Source organism: Brevibacterium sp. HMSC07C04, assembly GCF_001815905.1.
In the GTDB taxonomy this organism is placed as follows: Bacteria; Actinomycetota; Actinomycetes; order Actinomycetales; family Brevibacteriaceae; genus Brevibacterium.
Genome location: NZ_KV823235.1, coordinates 2,215 through 21,982 on the forward strand (window position 1 = coordinate 2,215; position 19,768 = coordinate 21,982).

The 19,768-nt window shown below is 61.2% G+C and carries 29 protein-coding genes; 2 read left to right on the forward strand and 27 right to left on the reverse strand.

The window, feature by feature from the left end; genetic code table 11:
• Positions 1-135: 135 nt before the first annotated feature.
• From map to rpsL, 27 genes are all read right to left on the reverse strand, one after another.
• On the reverse strand, positions 136-972 hold the full coding sequence (gene map / locus HMPREF3162_RS00295; protein ID WP_070776531.1) for a type I methionyl aminopeptidase: 837 nt from the start codon (positions 970-972) through the stop codon (positions 136-138).
• A complete protein-coding gene (locus HMPREF3162_RS00300; protein WP_070573458.1) occupies positions 972-1,541 on the reverse strand; it encodes an adenylate kinase in 570 nt (189 codons plus the stop codon). The genes map and HMPREF3162_RS00300 overlap by 1 nt, the downstream gene beginning before the upstream one ends.
• Positions 1,542-1,664: 123 nt before the next feature.
• Positions 1,665-2,966 carry a preprotein translocase subunit SecY gene (gene secY, locus HMPREF3162_RS00305; protein WP_070573456.1) on the reverse strand — a complete coding sequence of 434 codons (1,302 nt, stop codon included), beginning with the start codon at positions 2,964-2,966 and terminating at the stop codon, positions 1,665-1,667.
• 231 nt (positions 2,967-3,197) lie between these two features.
• Positions 3,198-3,653, reverse strand: a complete 456-nt coding sequence (rplO, locus tag HMPREF3162_RS00310; protein WP_070573454.1) for a 50S ribosomal protein L15 — start codon at positions 3,651-3,653, stop codon at positions 3,198-3,200.
• A gap of 1 nt (position 3,654) precedes the next feature.
• Complete coding sequence (gene rpmD / locus HMPREF3162_RS00315) at positions 3,655-3,840, reverse strand: 50S ribosomal protein L30 (protein WP_070573452.1); 186 nt, start codon at positions 3,838-3,840, stop codon at positions 3,655-3,657.
• Positions 3,840-4,469: a 30S ribosomal protein S5 gene (gene rpsE / locus HMPREF3162_RS00320; protein ID WP_019174652.1), complete on the reverse strand. Its 630-nt coding sequence runs from the start codon at positions 4,467-4,469 to the stop codon at positions 3,840-3,842. The genes rpmD and rpsE overlap by 1 nt, the downstream gene beginning before the upstream one ends.
• A complete protein-coding gene (gene rplR, locus HMPREF3162_RS00325; protein ID WP_070573450.1) occupies positions 4,466-4,846 on the reverse strand; it encodes a 50S ribosomal protein L18 in 381 nt (126 codons plus the stop codon). Before rplR ends, rpsE begins: the two co-directional genes overlap by 4 nt.
• 2 nt (positions 4,847-4,848) lie before the next feature.
• Positions 4,849-5,385, reverse strand: a complete 537-nt coding sequence (gene rplF / locus HMPREF3162_RS00330) for a 50S ribosomal protein L6 (protein ID WP_070573448.1) — start codon at positions 5,383-5,385, stop codon at positions 4,849-4,851.
• A gap of 17 nt (positions 5,386-5,402) precedes the next feature.
• Positions 5,403-5,801, reverse strand: coding sequence for a 30S ribosomal protein S8 (rpsH, locus tag HMPREF3162_RS00335; protein WP_070573446.1), 399 nt, complete (start codon positions 5,799-5,801; stop codon positions 5,403-5,405).
• Positions 5,802-5,878: 77 nt separating this feature from the next.
• Entirely contained in the window at positions 5,879-6,451 is a 573-nt protein-coding gene (rplE, locus tag HMPREF3162_RS00340; protein ID WP_070573443.1) for a 50S ribosomal protein L5, read from the reverse strand.
• Complete coding sequence (rplX, locus tag HMPREF3162_RS00345) at positions 6,451-6,822, reverse strand: 50S ribosomal protein L24 (protein ID WP_019174647.1); 372 nt, start codon at positions 6,820-6,822, stop codon at positions 6,451-6,453. Before rplX ends, rplE begins: the two co-directional genes overlap by 1 nt.
• Before the next feature lie 2 nt (positions 6,823-6,824).
• Complete coding sequence (rplN, locus tag HMPREF3162_RS00350; RefSeq protein ID WP_019174646.1) at positions 6,825-7,193, reverse strand: 50S ribosomal protein L14; 369 nt, start codon at positions 7,191-7,193, stop codon at positions 6,825-6,827.
• Between the two features lie 140 nt (positions 7,194-7,333).
• On the reverse strand, positions 7,334-7,609 hold the full coding sequence (rpsQ, locus tag HMPREF3162_RS00355; protein ID WP_026022713.1) for a 30S ribosomal protein S17: 276 nt from the start codon (positions 7,607-7,609) through the stop codon (positions 7,334-7,336).
• Positions 7,609-7,860: a 50S ribosomal protein L29 gene (rpmC, locus tag HMPREF3162_RS00360; RefSeq protein WP_070573441.1), complete on the reverse strand. Its 252-nt coding sequence runs from the start codon at positions 7,858-7,860 to the stop codon at positions 7,609-7,611. Before rpmC ends, rpsQ begins: the two co-directional genes overlap by 1 nt.
• 1 nt (position 7,861) lies before the next feature.
• The gene (gene rplP / locus HMPREF3162_RS00365) at positions 7,862-8,278 is read right to left on the reverse strand and encodes a 50S ribosomal protein L16 (protein ID WP_070776532.1); all 417 of its coding nucleotides are present in this window, start codon (positions 8,276-8,278) and stop codon (positions 7,862-7,864) included.
• 3 nt (positions 8,279-8,281) lie between these two features.
• Entirely contained in the window at positions 8,282-9,085 is an 804-nt protein-coding gene (gene rpsC, locus HMPREF3162_RS00370) for a 30S ribosomal protein S3 (protein WP_019174642.1), read from the reverse strand.
• On the reverse strand, positions 9,085-9,459 hold the full coding sequence (rplV, locus tag HMPREF3162_RS00375; protein WP_019174641.1) for a 50S ribosomal protein L22: 375 nt from the start codon (positions 9,457-9,459) through the stop codon (positions 9,085-9,087). Before rplV ends, rpsC begins: the two co-directional genes overlap by 1 nt.
• A 39-nt stretch (positions 9,460-9,498) precedes the next feature.
• A complete protein-coding gene (rpsS, locus tag HMPREF3162_RS00380; RefSeq protein WP_026022711.1) occupies positions 9,499-9,780 on the reverse strand; it encodes a 30S ribosomal protein S19 in 282 nt (93 codons plus the stop codon).
• A gap of 15 nt (positions 9,781-9,795) precedes the next feature.
• The gene (rplB, locus tag HMPREF3162_RS00385; protein WP_070573437.1) at positions 9,796-10,632 is read right to left on the reverse strand and encodes a 50S ribosomal protein L2; all 837 of its coding nucleotides are present in this window, start codon (positions 10,630-10,632) and stop codon (positions 9,796-9,798) included.
• 30 nt (positions 10,633-10,662) lie between these two features.
• The gene (rplW, locus tag HMPREF3162_RS00390; RefSeq protein ID WP_019174638.1) at positions 10,663-10,965 is read right to left on the reverse strand and encodes a 50S ribosomal protein L23; all 303 of its coding nucleotides are present in this window, start codon (positions 10,963-10,965) and stop codon (positions 10,663-10,665) included.
• Positions 10,962-11,609, reverse strand: a complete 648-nt coding sequence (gene rplD, locus HMPREF3162_RS00395; RefSeq protein WP_070776616.1) for a 50S ribosomal protein L4 — start codon at positions 11,607-11,609, stop codon at positions 10,962-10,964. Before rplD ends, rplW begins: the two co-directional genes overlap by 4 nt.
• A 5-nt stretch (positions 11,610-11,614) precedes the next feature.
• Positions 11,615-12,289 carry a 50S ribosomal protein L3 gene (gene rplC / locus HMPREF3162_RS00400; RefSeq protein ID WP_070573435.1) on the reverse strand — a complete coding sequence of 225 codons (675 nt, stop codon included), beginning with the start codon at positions 12,287-12,289 and terminating at the stop codon, positions 11,615-11,617.
• A 14-nt stretch (positions 12,290-12,303) separates the two neighbouring features.
• A complete protein-coding gene (gene rpsJ / locus HMPREF3162_RS00405) occupies positions 12,304-12,612 on the reverse strand; it encodes a 30S ribosomal protein S10 (RefSeq protein WP_019174635.1) in 309 nt (102 codons plus the stop codon).
• A 437-nt stretch (positions 12,613-13,049) separates the two neighbouring features.
• Positions 13,050-14,243 carry an elongation factor Tu gene (tuf, locus tag HMPREF3162_RS00410; protein WP_070573433.1) on the reverse strand — a complete coding sequence of 398 codons (1,194 nt, stop codon included), beginning with the start codon at positions 14,241-14,243 and terminating at the stop codon, positions 13,050-13,052.
• Positions 14,244-14,351: 108 nt separating this feature from the next.
• The gene (fusA, locus tag HMPREF3162_RS00415) at positions 14,352-16,457 is read right to left on the reverse strand and encodes an elongation factor G (RefSeq protein ID WP_070573431.1); all 2,106 of its coding nucleotides are present in this window, start codon (positions 16,455-16,457) and stop codon (positions 14,352-14,354) included.
• A gap of 66 nt (positions 16,458-16,523) precedes the next feature.
• A complete protein-coding gene (gene rpsG / locus HMPREF3162_RS00420) occupies positions 16,524-16,994 on the reverse strand; it encodes a 30S ribosomal protein S7 (RefSeq protein ID WP_019174632.1) in 471 nt (156 codons plus the stop codon).
• Positions 16,994-17,368 carry a 30S ribosomal protein S12 gene (rpsL, locus tag HMPREF3162_RS00425; RefSeq protein ID WP_019174631.1) on the reverse strand — a complete coding sequence of 125 codons (375 nt, stop codon included), beginning with the start codon at positions 17,366-17,368 and terminating at the stop codon, positions 16,994-16,996. Before rpsL ends, rpsG begins: the two co-directional genes overlap by 1 nt.
• Positions 17,369-17,794: 426 nt before the next feature.
• Between rpsL and HMPREF3162_RS00430 the strand changes: the two genes are divergently transcribed.
• Both HMPREF3162_RS00430 and HMPREF3162_RS00435 read left to right on the forward strand, forming a co-directional pair.
• A complete protein-coding gene (locus HMPREF3162_RS00430; protein WP_070573429.1) occupies positions 17,795-18,478 on the forward strand; it encodes a DUF1707 SHOCT-like domain-containing protein in 684 nt (227 codons plus the stop codon).
• A 145-nt stretch (positions 18,479-18,623) separates the two neighbouring features.
• A complete protein-coding gene (locus HMPREF3162_RS00435) occupies positions 18,624-19,649 on the forward strand; it encodes an ATP-dependent 6-phosphofructokinase (RefSeq protein WP_070776533.1) in 1,026 nt (341 codons plus the stop codon).
• Positions 19,650-19,768: the final 119 nt, after the last annotated feature.

The following is a 19,768-nucleotide window of genomic DNA, read 5'->3' on the forward strand; positions in this document are numbered from 1 at the left end:
AGGCAACAGTAGCCCCGCCCAACACCACACAAAGGCAAAACCAGACCCAAAACCAGGCCCAAAAGAAGACCCCACACACAACCAACAAGGGCGGGTGTTCAGCTTCCTGAACACCCGCCCCGTGAACCTACAGCCCTAGTCCAATGGAGCCGGCTGCACGCCATATGCGGCCAAACGGTCCCTGCCGCCGTCTGGGGCGGTCAGCACCCAAATTCCCCCGGAATGACGAGCAACCGTGTGCTCCCAGTGGGATGCACGGGAGCCATCCGCGGTAACAACAGTCCAGTCGTCATCAAGCGTTCGGCTATCAGACCCGCCGGTGGTCAGCATCGGCTCAATGCAGATGGCCATCCCGGGTTTGATCTTCGGCCCGCGCTTTTTCACCGCGTAGTTCAAGACTTCTGGTTCCATGTGCATCTGCGAACCGATGCCGTGTCCGGTGAAGTCTTCAATCAGTCCGCCGTGGAGCTCAGGTGCATTCTCCAACACCCATCCCTCGATGGCTTCGCCGATTTCGCCAATGCGATCGGCCCGGGCGAAAGCGGCAATTCCGGCCCACATGGCCTCTTCTGTTGCATCTGAAACCCGCAGGTCCTGCCCACGCGCAGCTTCCCGCCCGCCGACAAACACCGTGATTGCGGAATCACCGTGCCAGCCGTCCACAATCGCTCCGCCGTCGATCGAAACCATGTCGCCCTCTTTGAGAACAATGCCATCGGACGGAATGCCGTGCACAATAACGTCGTTGACCGAAACGCACAGCGTGGCCGGGTAGCCCATATAGCCCAAAAAGTTTGACTTCGCGCCGTGCTCCTCGATCACCCGCGCGCCAGCTGCGTCAACGTGCTCCGTCGTCGCTCCGGGCACACAGGCGGCCGCAGCGGCTTCCAAAGCCGCCCGGGTGACCAAACCCGCACGGCGCATAGTGCGGATCTGGTCGTCCGTCTTCAGTTCGATCTTAGGACCGAACATCAGCCCTCAAGCGCTTTCATAATCCGTTCCGTAATCGCCTCGATCTCCCCCAAGCCGTCAACCTGGCGAAGCAGACCACGACGGCGGTAAATGTCCGTCAGCGGCTGAGTCTGCTCTTCGTAGACATCCATACGGTGACGGATGACGTCCTCGGTGTCGTCCGAACGGCCTTCGGTCTGCGCGCGAGCAAGCAGACGGCCGACAATCTCATCGGTGTCAGCGGTCAGTTCGACAACAGCGTCCAGGCTGTGACCGGAGGCTTCCAGCATGGAGTCAAGTTCATTCACCTGAGCTTCAGTGCGAGGGTAGCCGTCAAGCAGAAAACCGTCCTTTGCGTCATCCTGCTGCAAACGGTCGGCAACCATCGAATTGGTGACCTCGTCCGGCACGTACTCGCCGGCATCCATGTAGCGCTTCGCCTTCTTGCCCAGCTCGGTTTCGCCCTTAACATTCGCGCGGAAGATGTCTCCGGTCGAAATAGCGGGAATCGACAGTGCGGAGCTGAGCCTGGCTGCCTGGGTGCCCTTACCTGCGCCAGGAGGGCCGATGAGGATGATGCGCTTTGTCATGTGCGTCCTTCCGATGTGTTCCTAATCGAATGCTACCTAAGCGCAAAGACCCGAACCCCAACAGCTGGGTCGGGATTCGGGTCTGTGCGCTGGATCAAAGGGTTGTGTGAGCTCAGCGGCAGATCAGCGCAGAAGGCCCTCGTAATGGCGCTGCTGCATCTGCGAATCAATCTGTTTGACCGTTTCAAGGCCGACACCCACAACAATGAGGATCGACGTGCCGCCGAACGGGAAGTCCTGATTGGCATCCACGAGCACCAAGGCGATCAGCGGGATCATGGCCACGAACGCCAGATAAAGCGAACCGGGAGTCGTGATGCGGTTGAGGACAAAGCGCAGGTAGTCCTCAGTGGGCTTGCCGGCGCGAATGCCCGGAACAAAACCGCCGTACTTCTTCATGTTGTCGGCGACTTCTTCAGGGTTGAAGGTGATCGCAACGTAGAAGAACGCGAAGAAAATAGTCAGACCGGCGTAGATGGCCATGTAGAGCGGGTGATCACCCCGGGCCAGGTAGGTGTGGATCCACTGCACCCAACCGGATTCAGGGTTGCCGAACTGAGAGATGAGCTGCGGCAGGTACAGAATCGAGCTTGCGAAGATGACCGGGATAACACCGGCCTGGTTGACCTTGATCGGAATGTAGGTCGAAGTGCCCCCAAACATACGGCGACCCACCATGCGCTTGGCATACTGCACCGGAATGCGACGCTGCGACTGCTCAACAAAGACAACCAGCGCCACAACCAGCAGACCGACCAAGCAGACAATCGCGAAGACGTCCGGGCCCTTCGACTTGAGGATCTCGCCGAATGCGGTCGGGAAGCCAGCAGCAACCGACGTGAAGATCAGCAGCGACATGCCGTTGCCCACGCCGCGCTCCGTAATCTGCTCACCCAGCCACATAATGAGGGCAGTGCCCGCCGTGAGGGTGAGAACGATGATCAGCTGCGCCCACCACTCATCGCGCACAATGATGTTTTCACAGCCTTCGACATTGCCGAACAGAGCACCGGTGCGCACAGTCGTCACCAGAGTCGTAGCGTTGAGAACAGCCAGACCAATAGTCATATAGCGGGTGTACTGCGTCAGCTTGGCCTGCCCGGAAGCACCCTCCTTGTGCAGCGCCTCAAAGCGCGGAATGACCACGCGCAGAAGCTGCGTGATAATCGAAGCGGTGATGTAGGGCATGATGCCCAACGCGAAAATAGACAGCTTCAGCAGCGCACCGCCGGAGAACAGGTTGATCATGCCGAAGGCACCCGAATTCAGCTGCGGATTGGAAACACACTGCTGAACGTTCGCGTAGTCAATGCCCGGCGCAGGAATGAAGCTGCCCAAGCGGAAGAGCACGATAATGCCCAAGGTGAAGAGGAGTTTGTTCCTCAGATCCGGGGTCCGGAAGGCTCTACCGATAGCGCCGAACAAACGTCCTCCTGAGATCAAGAACCCGCACCTTCGACAAGTTCAAGGCACGACGATTCCGCAGACAGATACCGCAGGTACTTTACTCCGCTCCAACAGGCCAAGCAAACCCGAATCTGACATACCAGGCGACCGGCACCTCGCCCAACGCTTCCCAAAACAAAAACAGACGAGGCGGAGGTCAAGATGACCTCCGCCTCGTCAGCGAAATCAGACAGCCTAAGCTGCCGTCAATCAGGCTTCAGTTGCAGTGCCGCCGGCAGCCTTGATCTTTTCGATCGCGGAACCGGAGAACTTTTCAGCCGTGATGTTGATCTTCGCGGTGAGTTCACCCTCACCGAGAACCTTGACGGGCTGCTTGGCGCGGACAGCACCCTTTTCCACCAGATCGGCAACCGTGATGTCGCCGCCTTCCGGGAACAGCGCCTGCAGCTTGTCCAGGTTGATGACCGCGTAGGTCACCTTGTTCGGGTTCTTAAAACCGCGCAGCTTGGGCAGACGCATGTGCAGCGGCGTCTGTCCGCCCTCGAAACCGTGGGGAACCTGGTAGCGGGCCTTCGTGCCCTTGGTTCCGCGGCCTGCGGTCTTACCGCCCTTGCCTGCTTCACCACGACCGTAGCGGTGCTTGGCGGTCTTCTCGCCCTCAGCGGGGCGCAGGTGGTGAAGCTTGAGTGCACGTTCTTCAGCCATGTCAGTCCACCTCTTCGCACTTGACCAGGTGGCGAACAGCGTTCACCATACCGCGAACCTCGGGACGGTCCTCGCGAACCACCGAGTGGTTCAGACGCTTAAGACCGAGAGTGCGGATGGTTTCACGGTGCTGCGGCTTGCCACCGATCGTCGACTTGATCTGCGTAATCTTCAGCTTCTTAGCCATCAGGCGCTTGCCCCGCTTTCTGCTGCGCGCAGAAGAGCGTGCGGAGCAACTTCGTCAACCGGCAGGCCACGGCGAGCCGCGACTTCTTCCGGACGCTCCAAGCCCTTCAGCGCTGCAATGGTGGCGTGCACGATGTTGATCGCATTTGCCGAACCCAGCGACTTCGAAAGGATGTCGTGGATGCCAGCGCAGTCGAGGACGGCACGGACAGGACCACCGGCGATAACACCGGTACCGGCCGAAGCCGGACGGAGCAGGACAACGCCCGCGGCGTCTTCACCCTGCACCGGGTGCGGAATGGTCTTCTCGATGCGGGGGACGCGGAAGAAGTTCTTCTTCGCTTCCTCAACACCCTTGGCAATGGCCGCGGGAACTTCCTTGGCCTTGCCGTAGCCCATTCCGACCATGCCATCGCCATCGCCCACAACGACCAGGGCGGTGAAGGAGAACCGGCGTCCGCCCTTCACAACCTTGGACACGCGGTTGATGGTGACAACGTGCTCAATGAACTGGTTCTTGTCTTCGCGCTCACCGCGTCCACCGCGGCGACCGCCCTGGCCGCGACCGCGACCGCGACCGCGATCGGGGTTCTGCTGCTCAGTCTGGTTTGTCTTCTCTTCGTTGCTCACAGCGCCAGACCTCCTTCACGTGCGCCCTCTGCGATTGCGGCCACACGGCCGTGGTAGGCGTTGCCGCCGCGGTCGAACACAACAGCCTCAACACCGACGGCCTTCGCGCGTTCGGCGATGAGCTCGCCGACCTTGCGTGCCTTTGCGGTCTTGTCGCCGTCGAACGAACGCAGCTCGGCTTCCATAGTCGAGGCCGAAGCAACGGTATTGCCGGCTTCGTCGTCGATGACCTGGACGAACACGTGACGCGACGAGCGGGTCACCGAAAGACGCGGACGTTCGGGCGTGCCGTTGATGTGCTTGCGCAGACGGGCGTGGCGACGGTTGCGTGCAGCAGTCTTGGACTTGCCGCGGCTCTTCTTCAATCCGAAGGCCATGGTTACTTACCAGCCTTTCCAACCTTGCGGCGAACCTGTTCGCCTGCGTAGCGGACACCCTTGCCTTTGTAGGGTTCGGGCTTGCGAAGCTTGCGGATGTTCGCAGCGACTTCGCCGACAAGCTGCTTGTCGATTCCGCTGACGGTGAGTTTGTTGTTGCCCTCAACCGTGAAGGTGATTCCCTGCGGTGCGGCAACCGGGATCGAGTGCGAGTAGCCCAGCGACATTTCGATGTCGCTGCCCTTCGCCTGAACGCGGTAGCCGGTGCCGACGATCTCGAGCTTCTTTTCGTAGCCCTGGGTCACACCGACGATCATGTTGTCGACCAGGGTGCGCGACAGACCGTGCAGGGCGCGAGATTCGCGCTCCTCGTTCGGACGCTCAAGGGTGATGACGCCGTCTTCGAGCTCAACCTTGATCGGTTCAGCAACCGTGTGGCTCAGTTCGCCCTTGGGGCCCTTCACGCTGACGGTCTGGCCGTCGATCTTGACCTCAACACCGCTGGGAACGGAGATGGGGCGCTTGCCGATACGTGACATTGTGCTCTCTCCTTCCCTTACCAGACGTAGGCGAGGACTTCCCCGCCCACACCCTTCTTAGCTGCCGTGCGGTCAGTCATCAGACCGGACGACGTGGACAGAATCGCGATGCCGAGACCGCCGAGAACCTTCGGCAGGTTGGTGCTCTTGGCGTAGACGCGAAGACCGGGCTTCGAGACGCGCTTGAGGCCGGCGATCGAACGTTCGCGGTTCGGGCCGAACTTCAGGTCCATCTCCAGAGTCTTGCCGACGCGGGCGTCTTCGACGCGGTAGTCGGCGATGTAGCCCTCGGCCTTGAGAATGTCGGCGATGTTCGCCTTCAGCTTGCTGTGGGGCATGCTGACATCCTCGTGGTACGCCGAGTTGGCGTTGCGCAGACGCGTAAGCATGTCTGCGACTGGGTCAGTCATAGTCATTGGGCTTTAGCCCTTCCTCGCTGCGGTTTCTGTGCCGTTTCCGATTGTGGATCGACACGGACCTTCAACGTAGTGGTTCAGTTTGCTTTAAAGGGGAAGCCCAGGTGCTTGATAAGCGCCCGGCCCTCTTCGTCGGTCTTGGCGGTAGTGACGATCGTGATGTCCATACCGCGAACGCGGTCGATGTTGTCCTGGTTGATTTCGTGGAACATCGACTGTTCGGTCAGGCCGAAGGTGTAGTTTCCGTTGCCGTCGAACTGGCGGTCCGAGAGTCCGCGGAAGTCGCGGATACGCGGCAGTGCCAGCGAAATGGTGCGGTCGAGGAACTCCCACATGCGCGCCCGGCGCAGCGTGACGTGAGCGCCGATCGGCTGGCCTTCGCGCAGCTTGAACTGTGCGATCGACTTGCGTGCGCGGGTGACAACCGGCTTCTGACCCGTGATGAGGGTCAGGTCGTTGATTGCGCCTTCGATGAGCTTCGAGTCGCGGGCGGCGTCACCGACACCCATGTTCACGACGACCTTTTCGATCGTGGGAACCTGCATGGGGTTCGCGTAGTTGAACTCCTCCTGCATCTTCGCGACGATCTCGTTGCGGTAGAACTCGCGCAGTCGAGGTGCAGGACGGCTGGTTGCTGTTGCTTCAGTCATCAGATGTCCTCTCCGGTACGACGCGAGTAGCGGACGCGGACGGTCTTGGTGCGGCCGTCGCGTTCAACCTTTTCCTCGCGGAAGCCCACGCGGGTCGGCTTGTTGTCCTTGGGGTCAACGAGCATGACGTTCGAAACGTGAATCGGAGCTTCGTGAATCTCGATGCCTCCGGCAGTAGCGCCGGCTGCGGTCTGAGTGGCGCGCTTGTGCTTGGTGATGCGGTTGACGCCTTCGACCAGAACACGCTGGCGTTCGGGGTACACGGCCAGAACCTTGCCCTGCTTGCCGCGGTCGCCTCCGCGCTCCTGCTTTGCACCGGCGATCACCTGAACGGTGTCGCCCTTCTTGATGTGCAGCTTAGGTGCCGTCATTCTTACAACACCTCCGGTGCGAGCGAGATGATCTTCATGAACTTCTTTTCGCGCAGCTCACGGCCCACGGGGCCGAAGATGCGGGTGCCGCGCGGTTCACCGTCGGTCTTGAGGATGACGGCTGCGTTTTCGTCGAACGAAATGTACGAACCGTCGTTGCGACGCTGCGCCTTGCGGGTGCGCACAACAACGGCCTTGACGATGTCGCCCTTCTTGACGTTGCCGCCGGGGATTGCGTCCTTGACCGTAGCGACGATCGTGTCGCCGACGGACGCGTAGCGACGTCCTGAACCCCCGAGGATCCGGATGGCAAGGATCTCCTTGGCACCGGTGTTGTCAGCGACTTTCAGTCGCGACTCCTGCTGGATCAATGTCTTCTCCTGTCGTCTCGCTGGTTCTCTTTATGAGCCTTGCGGAACGGTTGTGTTTACAGTGCCCGTGTGCGGTTCCCCGGTAGCCGCCCCCAGGAGTGGGGGCGGGACCGGGGCGGACCGCAGCCGGTGGCCGCGAATTACTTGGCGCGCTCGATGATCTCTACGAGTCGCCAGCGCTTCGTTGCCGAGTACGGGCGGGTCTCAGCAACACGCACGAGGTCGCCAACACCAGCGGTGTTGTCTTCGTCGTGGGCCTTGAACTTGGTGGTCGTGCGCATGATCTTGCCGTACAGGCGGTGCTGCTTGCGGCGCTCGACCTCAACCACGATGGTCTTGTCCATTTTGTCAGACACAACGTAGCCGCGCGCGGTCTTACGGCTGCCGCGCTGGGTGGTTTCTGTCACTTCAGACATCACTTGCCCTCTTCCTTAGCGTCAGCCGGGTTGGTGCGGAGCAGAAGCTCGCGTTCGCGAAGCACGGTGTAGATGCGTGCAATGTCCTTCCGGACGGCCTTCACGCGACCGGGGTTGTCGAGCTGGCCGGTTGCGGCCTGGAAGCGCAGGTTGAACAGTTCAGCCTTTGCCTTCTTGAGCTCTTCGCCCAGACGTTCGTTGTTGTAGCCGTCGAGAACGTCCATGGTCAGATCCTTGGATCCTACTGCCACGTCATTCACCACCTTCACGAGAAACAATGCGGGCCTTCATCGGAAGCTTGTGGATTGCGAGCCGCAGAGCTTCGCGAGCCACTTGTTCCGAAACGCCGCCGAGCTCGAACATGATGCGTCCGGGCTTGACGGGTGCAACCCACCATTCGGGTGAGCCCTTACCGGAGCCCATGCGGGTCTCGGCAGGCTTCTTGGTAATGGGACGGTCCGGGAAGATGTTGATCCAGACCTTGCCGCCGCGTTTGATGTGGCGGGTCATGGCAATACGAGCAGCTTCGATCTGACGGTTGGTCACATAAGCGGCGTCGAGTGCCTGAATGCCCCATTCACCGAATGCCAGTTCGGTTCCGCCCTTGGCGTAGCCGTCGAGGCTGGGGTGGTGCGGCTTGCGGTACTTAACACGACGAGGGATCAGCACGTGTCAGCCCTCCGTTCCGGCTGCGGCTTCTTTCGAAGCTGCAGCATTGTCGTTCTTCTGCTGAGCTGCGCCCTGACCGCCGCGTCCGCGTCCACCGCGGCCGCGTCCGCGTCCACCGCGTCCGCCGCGCTGGTTGGTCTGTGCAGCTTCCTGAGCGGCAAGTTCCTTGTCAGTCATGTCGCCGCGGTAGACCCAGACCTTCACGCCGATCCGGCCGAAGGTGGTGTGCGCTTCGTAGAAGCCGTAGTCGATGTTCGCCCGCAGGGTGTGCAGCGGCACACGGCCTTCGCGGTAGAACTCCGAACGGCTCATTTCAGCGCCGCCGAGACGGCCGGAGCACTGCACGCGGATGCCCTTGGCACCTGCGCGCTGTGCGGACTGGATTGCCTTGCGCATAGCGCGGCGGAATGCCACGCGGCTGGCAAGCTGCTCTGCTACACCCTGGGCGACCAGCTGTGCATTGACCTCGGGGTTCTTGACTTCGAGGATGTTCAGCTGGATCTGCTTGCCGGTGAGCTTCTCAAGCTTGGAGCGCAGGCGGTCGGCTTCCGCACCCCGGCGGCCGATGACAATGCCGGGGCGTGCCGTGTGGATGTCCACGCGAACACGGTCACGGGTGCGCTCGATGTTGATTTTTGCAAGGCCCGCGCGTTCGAGGTCGGTTTCGAGCATCTTGCGAATGCGGATGTCTTCGCCGACGTAGTCCTTGTAGCGCTGACCCTTAACGGTCGAGTCCGAGAACCACTTCGAACGGTGATCGGTGGTGATGCCCATCCGGAACCCGGTGGGGTTGATCTTCTGACCCATCAGGCGTTCTCCTTCCCATCAGCGTCCGAGCCGTCCGTGAGGACCACGGTGATGTGGCTGGTGCGCTTGTCGATGCGGTGTGCACGACCCTGGGCGCGAGGACGGAACCGCTTCATGGTCGGTCCTTCATCGACGTAGATCTCTGAGATCACGAGGTCGTCTTCATTGAATGCAACGCCGAGCTTGTCAGCTTCCTGACGGGCGTTGCTGATGCCCGATGCGACGAGTTTGTAGACAGGCTCAGATGCAGCCTGGGGAACAAACTTGAGCATCGCGAGGGCTTCGGTTGCCTGCTGACCACGAACGAGGTCAACGACACGCCGAGCCTTCATGGGCGTCACACGCAGAAAGCGTGCCTTCGCCTTGGCTTCCATCGTTTCCTTCTCTCCTTATAGGACGCGTAGGGGCGCGGCTCAGCCGCGGCGGCCCTTGCGGTCGTCCTTGTCGTGGCCGCGGAACGTCCGCGTCGGTGCGAATTCGCCGAGCTTGTGCCCGACCATTGATTCGGTGATGAACACCGGGACGTGCTTGCGTCCGTCGTGGACCGCGATGGTGTGTCCCAGGAAGTCCGGGATGATCATCGAGCGACGCGACCACGTCTTGATTACGTTGTTGGTGCCCTTTTCGTTCTGAGCGGCGACCTTCTGGAAAAGGTGCTCGTCTACGAAGGGGCCCTTCTTCAAGCTACGAGGCATTTTCTAGGCTCCCTATCAGCGCTTCTTGCCGGTGCGACGGCGGCGCACAATGTACTTGTCGCTTTCGCGGTTCGGACGGCGGGTGCGTCCTTCCGGCTGGCCCCAGGGGCTGACCGGGTGACGGCCACCCGAGGTGCGGCCTTCACCACCACCGTGCGGGTGGTCGATCGGGTTCATTGCAACACCGCGGACGGTGGGACGCACGCCCTTCCAGCGCATGCGGCCGGCCTTGCCCCAGCTGATGTTGGCCTGCTCGGCGTTGCCGACTTCGCCGACGGTCGCGCGGCAGCGAGCATCGACGTTGCGGATTTCACCCGAGGGCATGCGCAGCTGTGCGTAGCGGCCGAACTTCGCAACGAGCTGAGCCGAAGTGCCGGCGCTGCGGCCGATCTTGGCTCCGCCGCCGGGGCGAAGTTCGATTGCGTGGATCACGGTGCCGACGGGGATGTTCTGCAGCGGCAGAGCATTGCCCGGCTTGATGTCAGCCTGTGCTCCGGCTTCGACGCGGTCGCCCTGCTTGAGCTTGTTCGGGGCGAGAATGTAGCGCTTCTCGCCGTCGACGTAGTGCAGCAGTGCAATGCGCGCGGTGCGGTTCGGGTCGTATTCGATGTGTGCGACCTTTGCCGGGACGCCGTCCTTGTCGTGACGACGGAAGTCGATCACGCGGTACTGGCGTTTGTGGCCACCGCCCTGGTGACGGGTGGTGACTCGGCCCTGGCTGTTGCGGCCGCCCTTCTTCGGCAGCGGACGCAGAAGCGACTTCTCCGGCGTAGACCGGGTCACTTCGACGAAGTCCGCGACCGACGAGCCACGGCGGCCCGGGGTCGTGGGCTTGTACTTACGGATTCCCATGAGTCTTCAATTCCTTCTGAACTGGATCGCTTAGAGCGATCCGCCGAAAATGTCGATCGATCCTTCGCGAAGGGCGACGACGGCGCGCTTGGTGTTCTTGCGCTTGCCGTAACCGGTGCGGGTGCGCGTGCGCTTGCCCTCGCGGTTGAAGGTGTTGACCTTGTCGACCTTGACGCCGAAGATGCTTTCGATGGCGTACTTGATTTCGGTTTTGTTCGACCGCGGATCAACGAGGAAGGTGTACTTGCCTTCGTCCATGAGCCCGTAGGTCTTCTCCGAAACGACCGGCGCGATGATGATGTCGCGCGGGTCCTTGATGGTTACGCTGCTCACTTGGCTGCCTCCTCGTTCTTGCCGAGGTACGCCTTGAGCGCAGCCTCGGTGAAGATGATGTCGTCGGCCATCAGCACGTCGTAGGTGTTCAGCTGTCCCCAGTGCAGCGTGTGCACGTTGGGCAGGTTGCGAACCGACAGTTCGGTGACGCGGTCGTCGTCGGTGACGACGACGAGCTGGTTCTTGTTGCTCGAAAGCTTTTCGATTGCTACGCGAGCAGCCTTGGTCGAAGGCGTGTCACCGTCGACGAGGGCAGTCACAGCGTGCACCTGGTCGAAGCGCGCCCGATCAGAAAGTGCGCCGCGCAGTGCTGCAGCCTTCATCTTCTTGGGGGTGCGCTGCGAGTAGTCGCGCGGAACCGGACCGTGGACGATGCCGCCGCCTGCGAACTGCGGAGCGCGGATCGAACCCTGGCGTGCGTTGCCGGTGCCCTTCTGGCGCCACGGCTTGCGGCCACCACCGCGGACTTCAGCGCGGGTCTTGGTTTTGTGCGTTCCCTGGCGAGCTGCGGCCAGCTGCGCAGTCACGACCTGGTGGATGAGCGCGACGTTCGTCGGCACATCGAAGATCGCGGCGGGCAGTTCAGCGGTTCCGGCCTTTTTGCCGGCTGCGTCGAGAACGTCGATTGACTTGGTTTCAGCCATCGGAGTCATGCTCCCTTCACTGCAGAGCGAACGAGGACGACAGCACCCTTGGCTCCCGGAACAGCACCCTTGAGCAGCAGAACGCTGTTTTCAGCGTCGACCGCGTGAATCGTGAGGTTCTGGGTGGTCTGCTTGACGTTGCCCATACGGCCGGCCATGCGCTGGCCCTTGAAGACGCGGCCGGGTGTGGCTGCGCCGCCGATGGAGCCGGGCTTGCGGTGGTTGCGGTGCTGACCGTGCGATGCGCCGACACCGGCAAAGCCGTGGCGCTTCATAACGCCTGCGTGGCCCTTGCCCTTGGTGTTGGCGGTCACGTCAACCTTGGTGCCGGCTTCGAAGACGTCAACGCCGAACTCCTGGCCGAGCGAGTATTCGCCGGCATCAGCCGTGCGAAGCTCAACGAGGTAGCGGCGAGGTGTCACACCGGCCTTGTCGAAGTGACCGGCGGTCGGCTTGTTGACCTTGCGCGGGTCGATTTCGCCCGAGCCGATCTGGATTGCTGCGTAGCCGTCGGTTTCGACGTCGCGGATCTGGGTGACAACGTTGGTGTCAACGGCGACGGCGGTGACGGGAACGAGGTTGCCCTCTTCGTCCCACACCTGGGTCATGCCGAGCTTCTTGCCGAGCAGGCCCTTGAATGTGCGGGTGGTGGGAAGGGCCTTGGAACGGGTGTTAGCCATTGAAAGTCCCTCCCTTAGAGCTTGATCTCGATGTTGACGTCGTCGGCGAGGTCAAGGCGCATGAGCGAGTCAACTGCCTTGGGCGTCGGGTCGACGATGTCGATGAGCCGCTTGTGGGTGCGCATTTCAAAGTGCTCGCGGCTGTCTTTGTACTTGTGGGGCGACCGAATAACGCAGTACACGTTCTTTTCAGTCGGCAACGGCACGGGGCCCACAACCGTAGCGCCAGCGCGTGTGACAGTCTCCACGATCTTGCGTGCAGCGCTGTCGATCACAGCGTGGTCGTACGACTTGAGCCTGATGCGGATCTTCTGTCCGGCCATGGCGTCGTAACTCCATCCTTTGTTCTTCCTGGCCATCAACCGCCCGTCCTTGCGGATCTGGCGGTTTGCACCAGCTGTTCTTCCGACCCCCGCGGTCGGGCGTGTCGCAACAATCTTTTTAAAAAAATGCTGCCTGGGCAGTGCGACTCGCTGTCAGAGTTGTTTCGGTGAACCGAACCCGTAGCGGATTCACTTCCGATGTTTCCGGGCATCCGGCTGATGCCGAGCAGGGGTCTGCGCCCGAAAACGCAACCTACACATCTTGGCACACCTAGCACACAAGCTCAAATCGGAGGCTGATGTTGTGCGTCACGGCGTGCCGCAGTTCCTTCGGCCGTCTCACCCTCTGCGCTGTTGGAAGCCGCTTCCTCGCCTATGCAGACAACAAAGAGCCCCGCGGCCGAAACCACGGGGCTCTCTGTCAGGCTGTCAGAAGATCAGGCGTGGATCTTGGTGACACGGCCTGCGCCGACGGTGCGTCCACCTTCGCGGATAGCGAAGCGGAGGCCTTCTTCCATGGCGACCGGCTGGATGAGCTCGACCGACATTTCGGTGTCGTCGCCGGGCATAACCATCTCGGTGCCTTCAGGCAGCGTGATGACGCCGGTGACGTCCGTGGTGCGGAAGTAGAACTGCGGACGGTAGTTCGAGTAGAAGGGGTTGTGACGGCCGCCTTCTTCCTTCGACAGGATGTAGACCTGTGCGTCGAACTTGGTGTGCGGCGTGATGCTGCCGGGCTTCACGATGACCTGACCGCGCTCAACGTCTTCGCGCTTGGTGCCGCGCAGAAGCAGACCGACGTTTTCACCTGCACGAGCGTCCGGCAGGGTCTTGCGGAACATTTCGATAGCGGTGACGGTGGTCTTCGAGGACTGCGGCTTGATGCCGACGATCTCGATTTCTTCGTTCGGCAGCAGGATGCCGCGCTCAACACGACCGGTGACGACGGTGCCGCGACCGGTAATGGTGAAGACGTCTTCCACGGGCATGAGGAAGTCCTTGTCGATGTCGCGCTCCGGTTCCGGAACGTTTTCGTCGACAGCTTCCATGAGGTCCTGGACCGACTTGACCCATTCCGGGTCGCCTTCGAGGGCCTTGAGAGCCGAAACGCGGATGACAGGTGCGTCGTCGCCGGGGAATTCCTGGTCAGACAGGAGTTCGCGGACTTCCATTTCGACGAGGTCGAAGAGGTCTTCGTCGTCGATCATGTCGGACTTGTTCAGAGCCACGACGATGTAGGGAACGCCGACCTGGCGAGCGAGCAGAACGTGCTCACGGGTCTGCGGCATCGGGCCGTCGGTTGCAGCGACAACCAGGATTGCGCCGTCCATCTGGGCGGCACCGGTGATCATGTTCTTGACGTAGTCAGCGTGACCGGGGGCGTCAACGTGAGCGTAGTGACGCTTTTCGGTCTCGTACTCAACGTGCGAAACGTTGATGGTAATACCACGTTCACGCTCTTCAGGAGCGTTGTCGACCTGGTCGAATGCACGTGCTTCGTTGAGGTCGGGGTACTGGTCTGCAAGGACCTTCGTGATTGCCGCGGTCAGAGTCGTCTTACCGTGGTCAACGTGACCAATGGTACCGATGTTGACGTGCGGCTTAGTCCTTTCGAAGCTAGCCTTTGCCACTGGGTTCCTCCTAGTGATTGGTGCGGCGCAAGCTTGTGAGCGCCGCGCCTTTTTACTTGTTGCGCTCGGCGGGACAGCGTTGAGCTGCCCCGCCGAGCAACGGGGAGATTATTCTCCGCCGCGGGTCTTTTGGATGATTTCGTCCGAAACGTTCTGCGGAACTTCGGCGTACGAGTGGAACTGCATGCCGTAAACGGCACGTCCCTGCGTCTTGGAGCGCAGGTCGCCGATGTAGCCGAACATTTCCGACAGCGGGACGAGTGCACGCACAACCTTAATGCCGGTGGCGTCTTCCATCGACTGCACCTGTCCGCGACGCGAGTTCAGGTCGCCGATGACGTCGCCCATGTACTCCTCCGGAGTGCGGACTTCGACATCCATGAGCGGTTCGAGCAGCACGGGGCGCGCCTTGGGAGCAGCCTCCTTGAATGCCATCGAACCGGCGAGCTTGAACGCCATTTCCGACGAGTCGACGTCGTGGTAAGCACCGTCGACCAGGGTGGCCTTGATGCCGACCATCGGGTAGCCGGCGAGAACACCGACCTGCATGGCATCCTGGATGCCCGCATCCACCGACGGAATGTATTCGCGGGGCACGCGGCCACCGGTGATCGCGTTGTCGAATTCGTAGATCTTGTCGCCTTCGACCTCCATCGGCTCGATGGTGATCTGAACCTTGGCGAACTGGCCCGAACCACCGGTCTGCTTCTTGTGCGTGTAGTCGTACTTTTCGACTGCCTTGCGAATGGTTTCGCGGTACGCAACCTGAGGCTTGCCGATGTTGGCTTCGACCTTGAATTCGCGCTTCATGCGGTCGACGAACACATCGAGGTGAAGTTCGCCCATGCCGCCGATTTCGGTCTGGCCGGTTTCTTCGTTGAGGTTGACCGTGAACGTCGGGTCTTCCTTGACGAGCTTCTGAATAGCCGAGGACAGCTTTTCCTGGTCGCCCTTCGTCTTCGGTTCGATAGAAACGAAGATGACGGGCTCGGGGAATGCCATCGACTCCAGAACAACCGGGTTGGACGGATCGGCGAGGGTGTCACCGGTAGTGGTGTCCTTCAGGCCGATGAAGGCATAGATGTGACCTGCAAATGCCTCTTCAACAGGGTTTTCCTTGTTGGAGTGCATCTGGAAGAGCTTGCCTACGCGCTCACGCTTGCCGGTGGTGGTATTCAGCAGCGTGTCACCGGACTTCACGTGACCGGAGTACACGCGAATGTAGGTGAGCGAACCGAAGAACGGGTGCGTTGCAACCTTGAAGGCCAGAGCCGAGAACGGTTCGTCCTTCGAGGGTTTGCGCACAACCTCTTCGTCCTCCTTGCCGTAGACGAGGCCGGTGACCGGCGGAACGTCAAGCGGCGAAGGCAGGTAGTCGATGACAGCGTCAAGGACCTTCTGCACACCCTTGTTCTTGAAAGCCGAACCGCACATGACGGGGAAGGCTTCTGAGGCAATCGTGAGCTGGCGGATGCCGGCCTTGATTTCGTCGATGGAGAGTTCGCCTTCTTCGAGGTACTTCTCCATGAGCTCTTCACTGGCTTCGGCAACGTCTTCGACCAGGGCTGCACGGTATTCTTCCGCGCGTTCCTGCAGGTCAGCAGGGATTTCGATTTCCTGCATGTCCTGGCCCATCTTGGTTTCGTCCGGCCAGACGTAGGCCTTCATTTCGAGGAGGTCGACAACGCCCTCGAAGTCGCTTTCAGCGCCGATGGGCAGCTGAATGACCAGCGGCTTAGCGCCGAGACGGTCCTTGATGGTGCCGACGGTGTAGTAGAAGTCAGCACCGAGCTTGTCCATCTTGTTGACAAAGCAGACGCGCGGGACGTCGTACTTGTCAGCCTGACGCCAAACGGTTTCGGACTGCGGCTCAACACCTTCCTTGCCGTCGAACACAGCGACAGCGCCGTCGAGAACGCGGAGCGAACGCTCCACTTCCACGGTGAAGTCGACGTGCCCGGGGGTGTCGATGATGTTGATCTGGTTGTCTTGCCAGTAGCAGGTCGTCGCGGCCGATGTAATCGTGATGCCGCGCTCCTGTTCCTGCTCCATCCAGTCCATGGTCGAAGCGCCGTCGTGGGTTTCGCCCAGCTTGTAGTTGACGCCGGTGTAGAACAGGATTCGTTCGGTGGTGGTTGTCTTACCGGCATCAATGTGAGCCATGATGCCGATGTTGCGGACCTTTTTAAGGTCAGTCAGCACTTCAAGTGCCACGGTGTCCCTCTCTCGTAAGAAGTACCTGGACAAGCAGCACCCGCCAAAGCGGGCACCGCCTGATGATTACCAGCGGTAGTGAGCGAAGGCCTTGTTGGACTCAGCCATCTTGTGCATGTCCTCGCGGCGCTTCACAGCAGCACCAAGGCCGTTGGAAGCGTCGAGGATTTCGTTCATCAGACGCTCGGTCATCGTCTTTTCACGACGCTGGCGAGCAAACTGAACCAGCCAGCGCAGCGCCAGCGTGGTGGAACGGGCGGGGCGGACGTCAACCGGCACCTGGTAGGTGGCACCGCCGACGCGGCGGGAGCGGACCTCAAGCGACGGGCGAATGTTGTCGAGGGCCTTCTTCAGAAGGGTGAGAGCCTCGACATTGGCCTTCTCCGAAGCGCTTTCGAGTGCGCCGTAGACGATGCGCTCAGCGGTGGAACGCTTGCCGTCGAGGAGGACCTTGTTGATGAGCTGGGTGACCAGCGGTGAGTTGTAGACCGGGTCGATTGCGACCGGGCGCTTGGGTGCGGGGCCCTTACGCGGCATTACTTCTTCTCCTTCTTCGCTCCGTAGCGGCTGCGAGCCTGCTGACGGCCCTTGACGGGCTGAGTGTCGAGTGCACCGCGAACAATCTTGTAGCGGACACCGGGGAGGTCCTTCACACGGCCTCCGCGCACGAGCACGATGGAGTGCTCCTGGAGGTTGTGGCCTTCACCCGGGATGTAGGCGGTCACTTCGATCTGCGAAGAGAGCTTGACACGTGCGACCTTGCGCAGTGCCGAGTTGGGCTTCTTCGGCGTGGTCGTGTACACGCGAGTGCACACGCCGCGACGCTGCGGGCTGCCCTTAAGAGCAGGCGTAGCGTTCTTCGCCGGCTTGTCGTGCCGTCCCTTGCGGACGAGCTGCTGAATAGTAGGCACTTATCAGGTTCTCCGATGCTTCTCGTTATTCCTAATCTCCTGAGGATTCAGGAGCGTATCCTTCTGCGGCCGGGTGAAGCTGCGTGCCCGACTGCAGACGTGGCTTCCACCGCCGTTTCCAGTGCAGCCGCACTGTCTGTCGGTATATGGCGAAGAACCACCGGTGTTGATGTTTTCCGTGTGATGATGAAAACTTCACCGCCATAGGGCAACAACACCGCCTGCCGAAAAATCGCAGATACACCTAGGGTAACCCTCGGCGAGGCACTCGGTCAAAACACGGTTGGACGGTGCTTGACCTGGCGATTTCAGGCGTTCCAACTGTAACGCGCCGGCAGCCGTGTTCTGCAAGGAGTTTGCTTGAGGTTCGCTCATTCTCCGAAAACATTCCACGACGCACAGTCCGCCCAGCACTATTGTTGAAGAATGACTGATTACCGGCCCTCCGCCAGCGACGCCTTCGACCAGCACCAGCACCGCATTCGCGCCTCTGATCGCGACCGTGACGATGTCCTGCAGGTCATCTCCAACGCACACGTCGCGGGTCGGCTCTCACCAGAGGATCTAGACGAGCGCCAGAACGCCGTTCTGGCCTGCATCTACCTTCACGAACTGCTTCCGATCATTCACGACATTCCCGAAGGCCGCGAAATCGAGTCCCGAATCAGGGAGGAAACAAACGCCCCTAAGCCGGGCGGCACCTCGTCAGCCGTGCAGCCAAAGAACGCCGTCGTTCCCGCGCGACCCGGAGACGGGCCGACAGTGACAGACATTGCAGTTCTCGGCGGATCCTCCAAATCGATCGCTGCGAACACCCCGCAGGTGACATCCTTCGCGCTGATGGGCGGCAGCGACCTCTATTTGTCTGAAGTCTGCGGGCCGGGCGCAGAAATCACGATCTTCAGCATGAACACAATGGGCGGTTCAGACATATACGTGCCCGCCGGCGTGCGCATCATCGACCACTCGGTGAATATCCTTGGCGGCAACGACATCAAACCCAATGCCTTTGGCGACGGCTCAAACGGAACGCTCATCATCAAAGGCTTCAACCTCATGGGCGGAAACGACGTCCACCTGGACCCTGGAGTCCAGACCGGCGGCAGGTAACCGCTGGCCAGAACATACAGCGTTAGGTGAGCGGCACCTCGTAAGAACACCTCGTAGAAACAGGCCGCCCGCACAACATCGAGCGGCCCGCACCCTGATGCCCGTATGACACACGACCTCCGCACACACGGACGAAAGGACCAATGTGAAGATCGGAATTCTGACCTCCGGCGGCGACTGCCCCGGCCTCAACGCCGTCATCCGCGGCGCCGTCCGCAAAGGCGTGCGACTTTCCGGTGATGAATTCGTCGGCATCCGCGACGGATGGCGGGGCCTGCTGGAAGGCGACCTGCATCCGCTGACCACCCACGATGTGCGCGGAATCAGCGGCCGCGGCGGGACTGTTCTCGGCACATCACGCACCCACCCCTACTCCGGGGGCGGGCCGGATGCCATGCGCCAGGTCATGAAGGACAACGAGATCGACGGCGTCATCGCCATCGGCGGTGAAGGCACGCTCGCTGGGGCCGCGCGACTCGCTGACGACGAAGGACTGCCCGTAGTCGGCGTGCCCAAGACCATTGACAACGACCTCGGCAGCACCGACTACACGTTCGGATTCGACACGGCAGCGGCAATCGCCACACGCTCCATCGACGCACTGCGCACAACAGCAGAATCACACCACCGGTGCATGGTTGTCGAAGTCATGGGCAGGCACGTCGGCTGGATCGCACTGCACGCCGGCATGGCCGCAGGAGCACAGGCCATCCTGCTGCCCGAATTCCCCGTGACCATGGAACGCGTCGCCGAGTGGGTTCAAAGCGCCCGCAACCGAGGCCGCGCCCCCATCGTCGTGGTTGCAGAAGGATTTGTGCCCGTCGGCGTTGACGCAGAAGAAGGGGTTGCCGGAATCGCCGCCGACGGGAGGCCGAGGCTCGGGGGAATCGGCGACTACGTCGCAGCCGAAGTCGAACGCATGACGGGCATCGAAACTCGCGCGATAATCCTCGGCCACCTGCAGCGCGGAGGGGTCCCCACCGCCTACGACCGCGTACTTGCCACACGTCTGGGCCTAGCCGCAGTCGACCTCGTCCACGACGCCAGCTGGGGCTACATGACCAGCCTCTCCGGCACAGACATCATCCGCGTCCCCATGGCCGATGCGGTTGAATCACTGAAAGCTGTCCCGAAGGAGCGCTGGGACGAGCTCGAAGCGCTGCTGGGGTAGGGCTTAGGGGCATCGATGGGATGCACCCGTTAGCCACAAGAAAACTCCCGTTAGCTGCAGGTCTGCGCCTTAGCAACAGCTGCTGACGGGAGTTTTTGCGGCTGAAGCGTGGGCGGCGG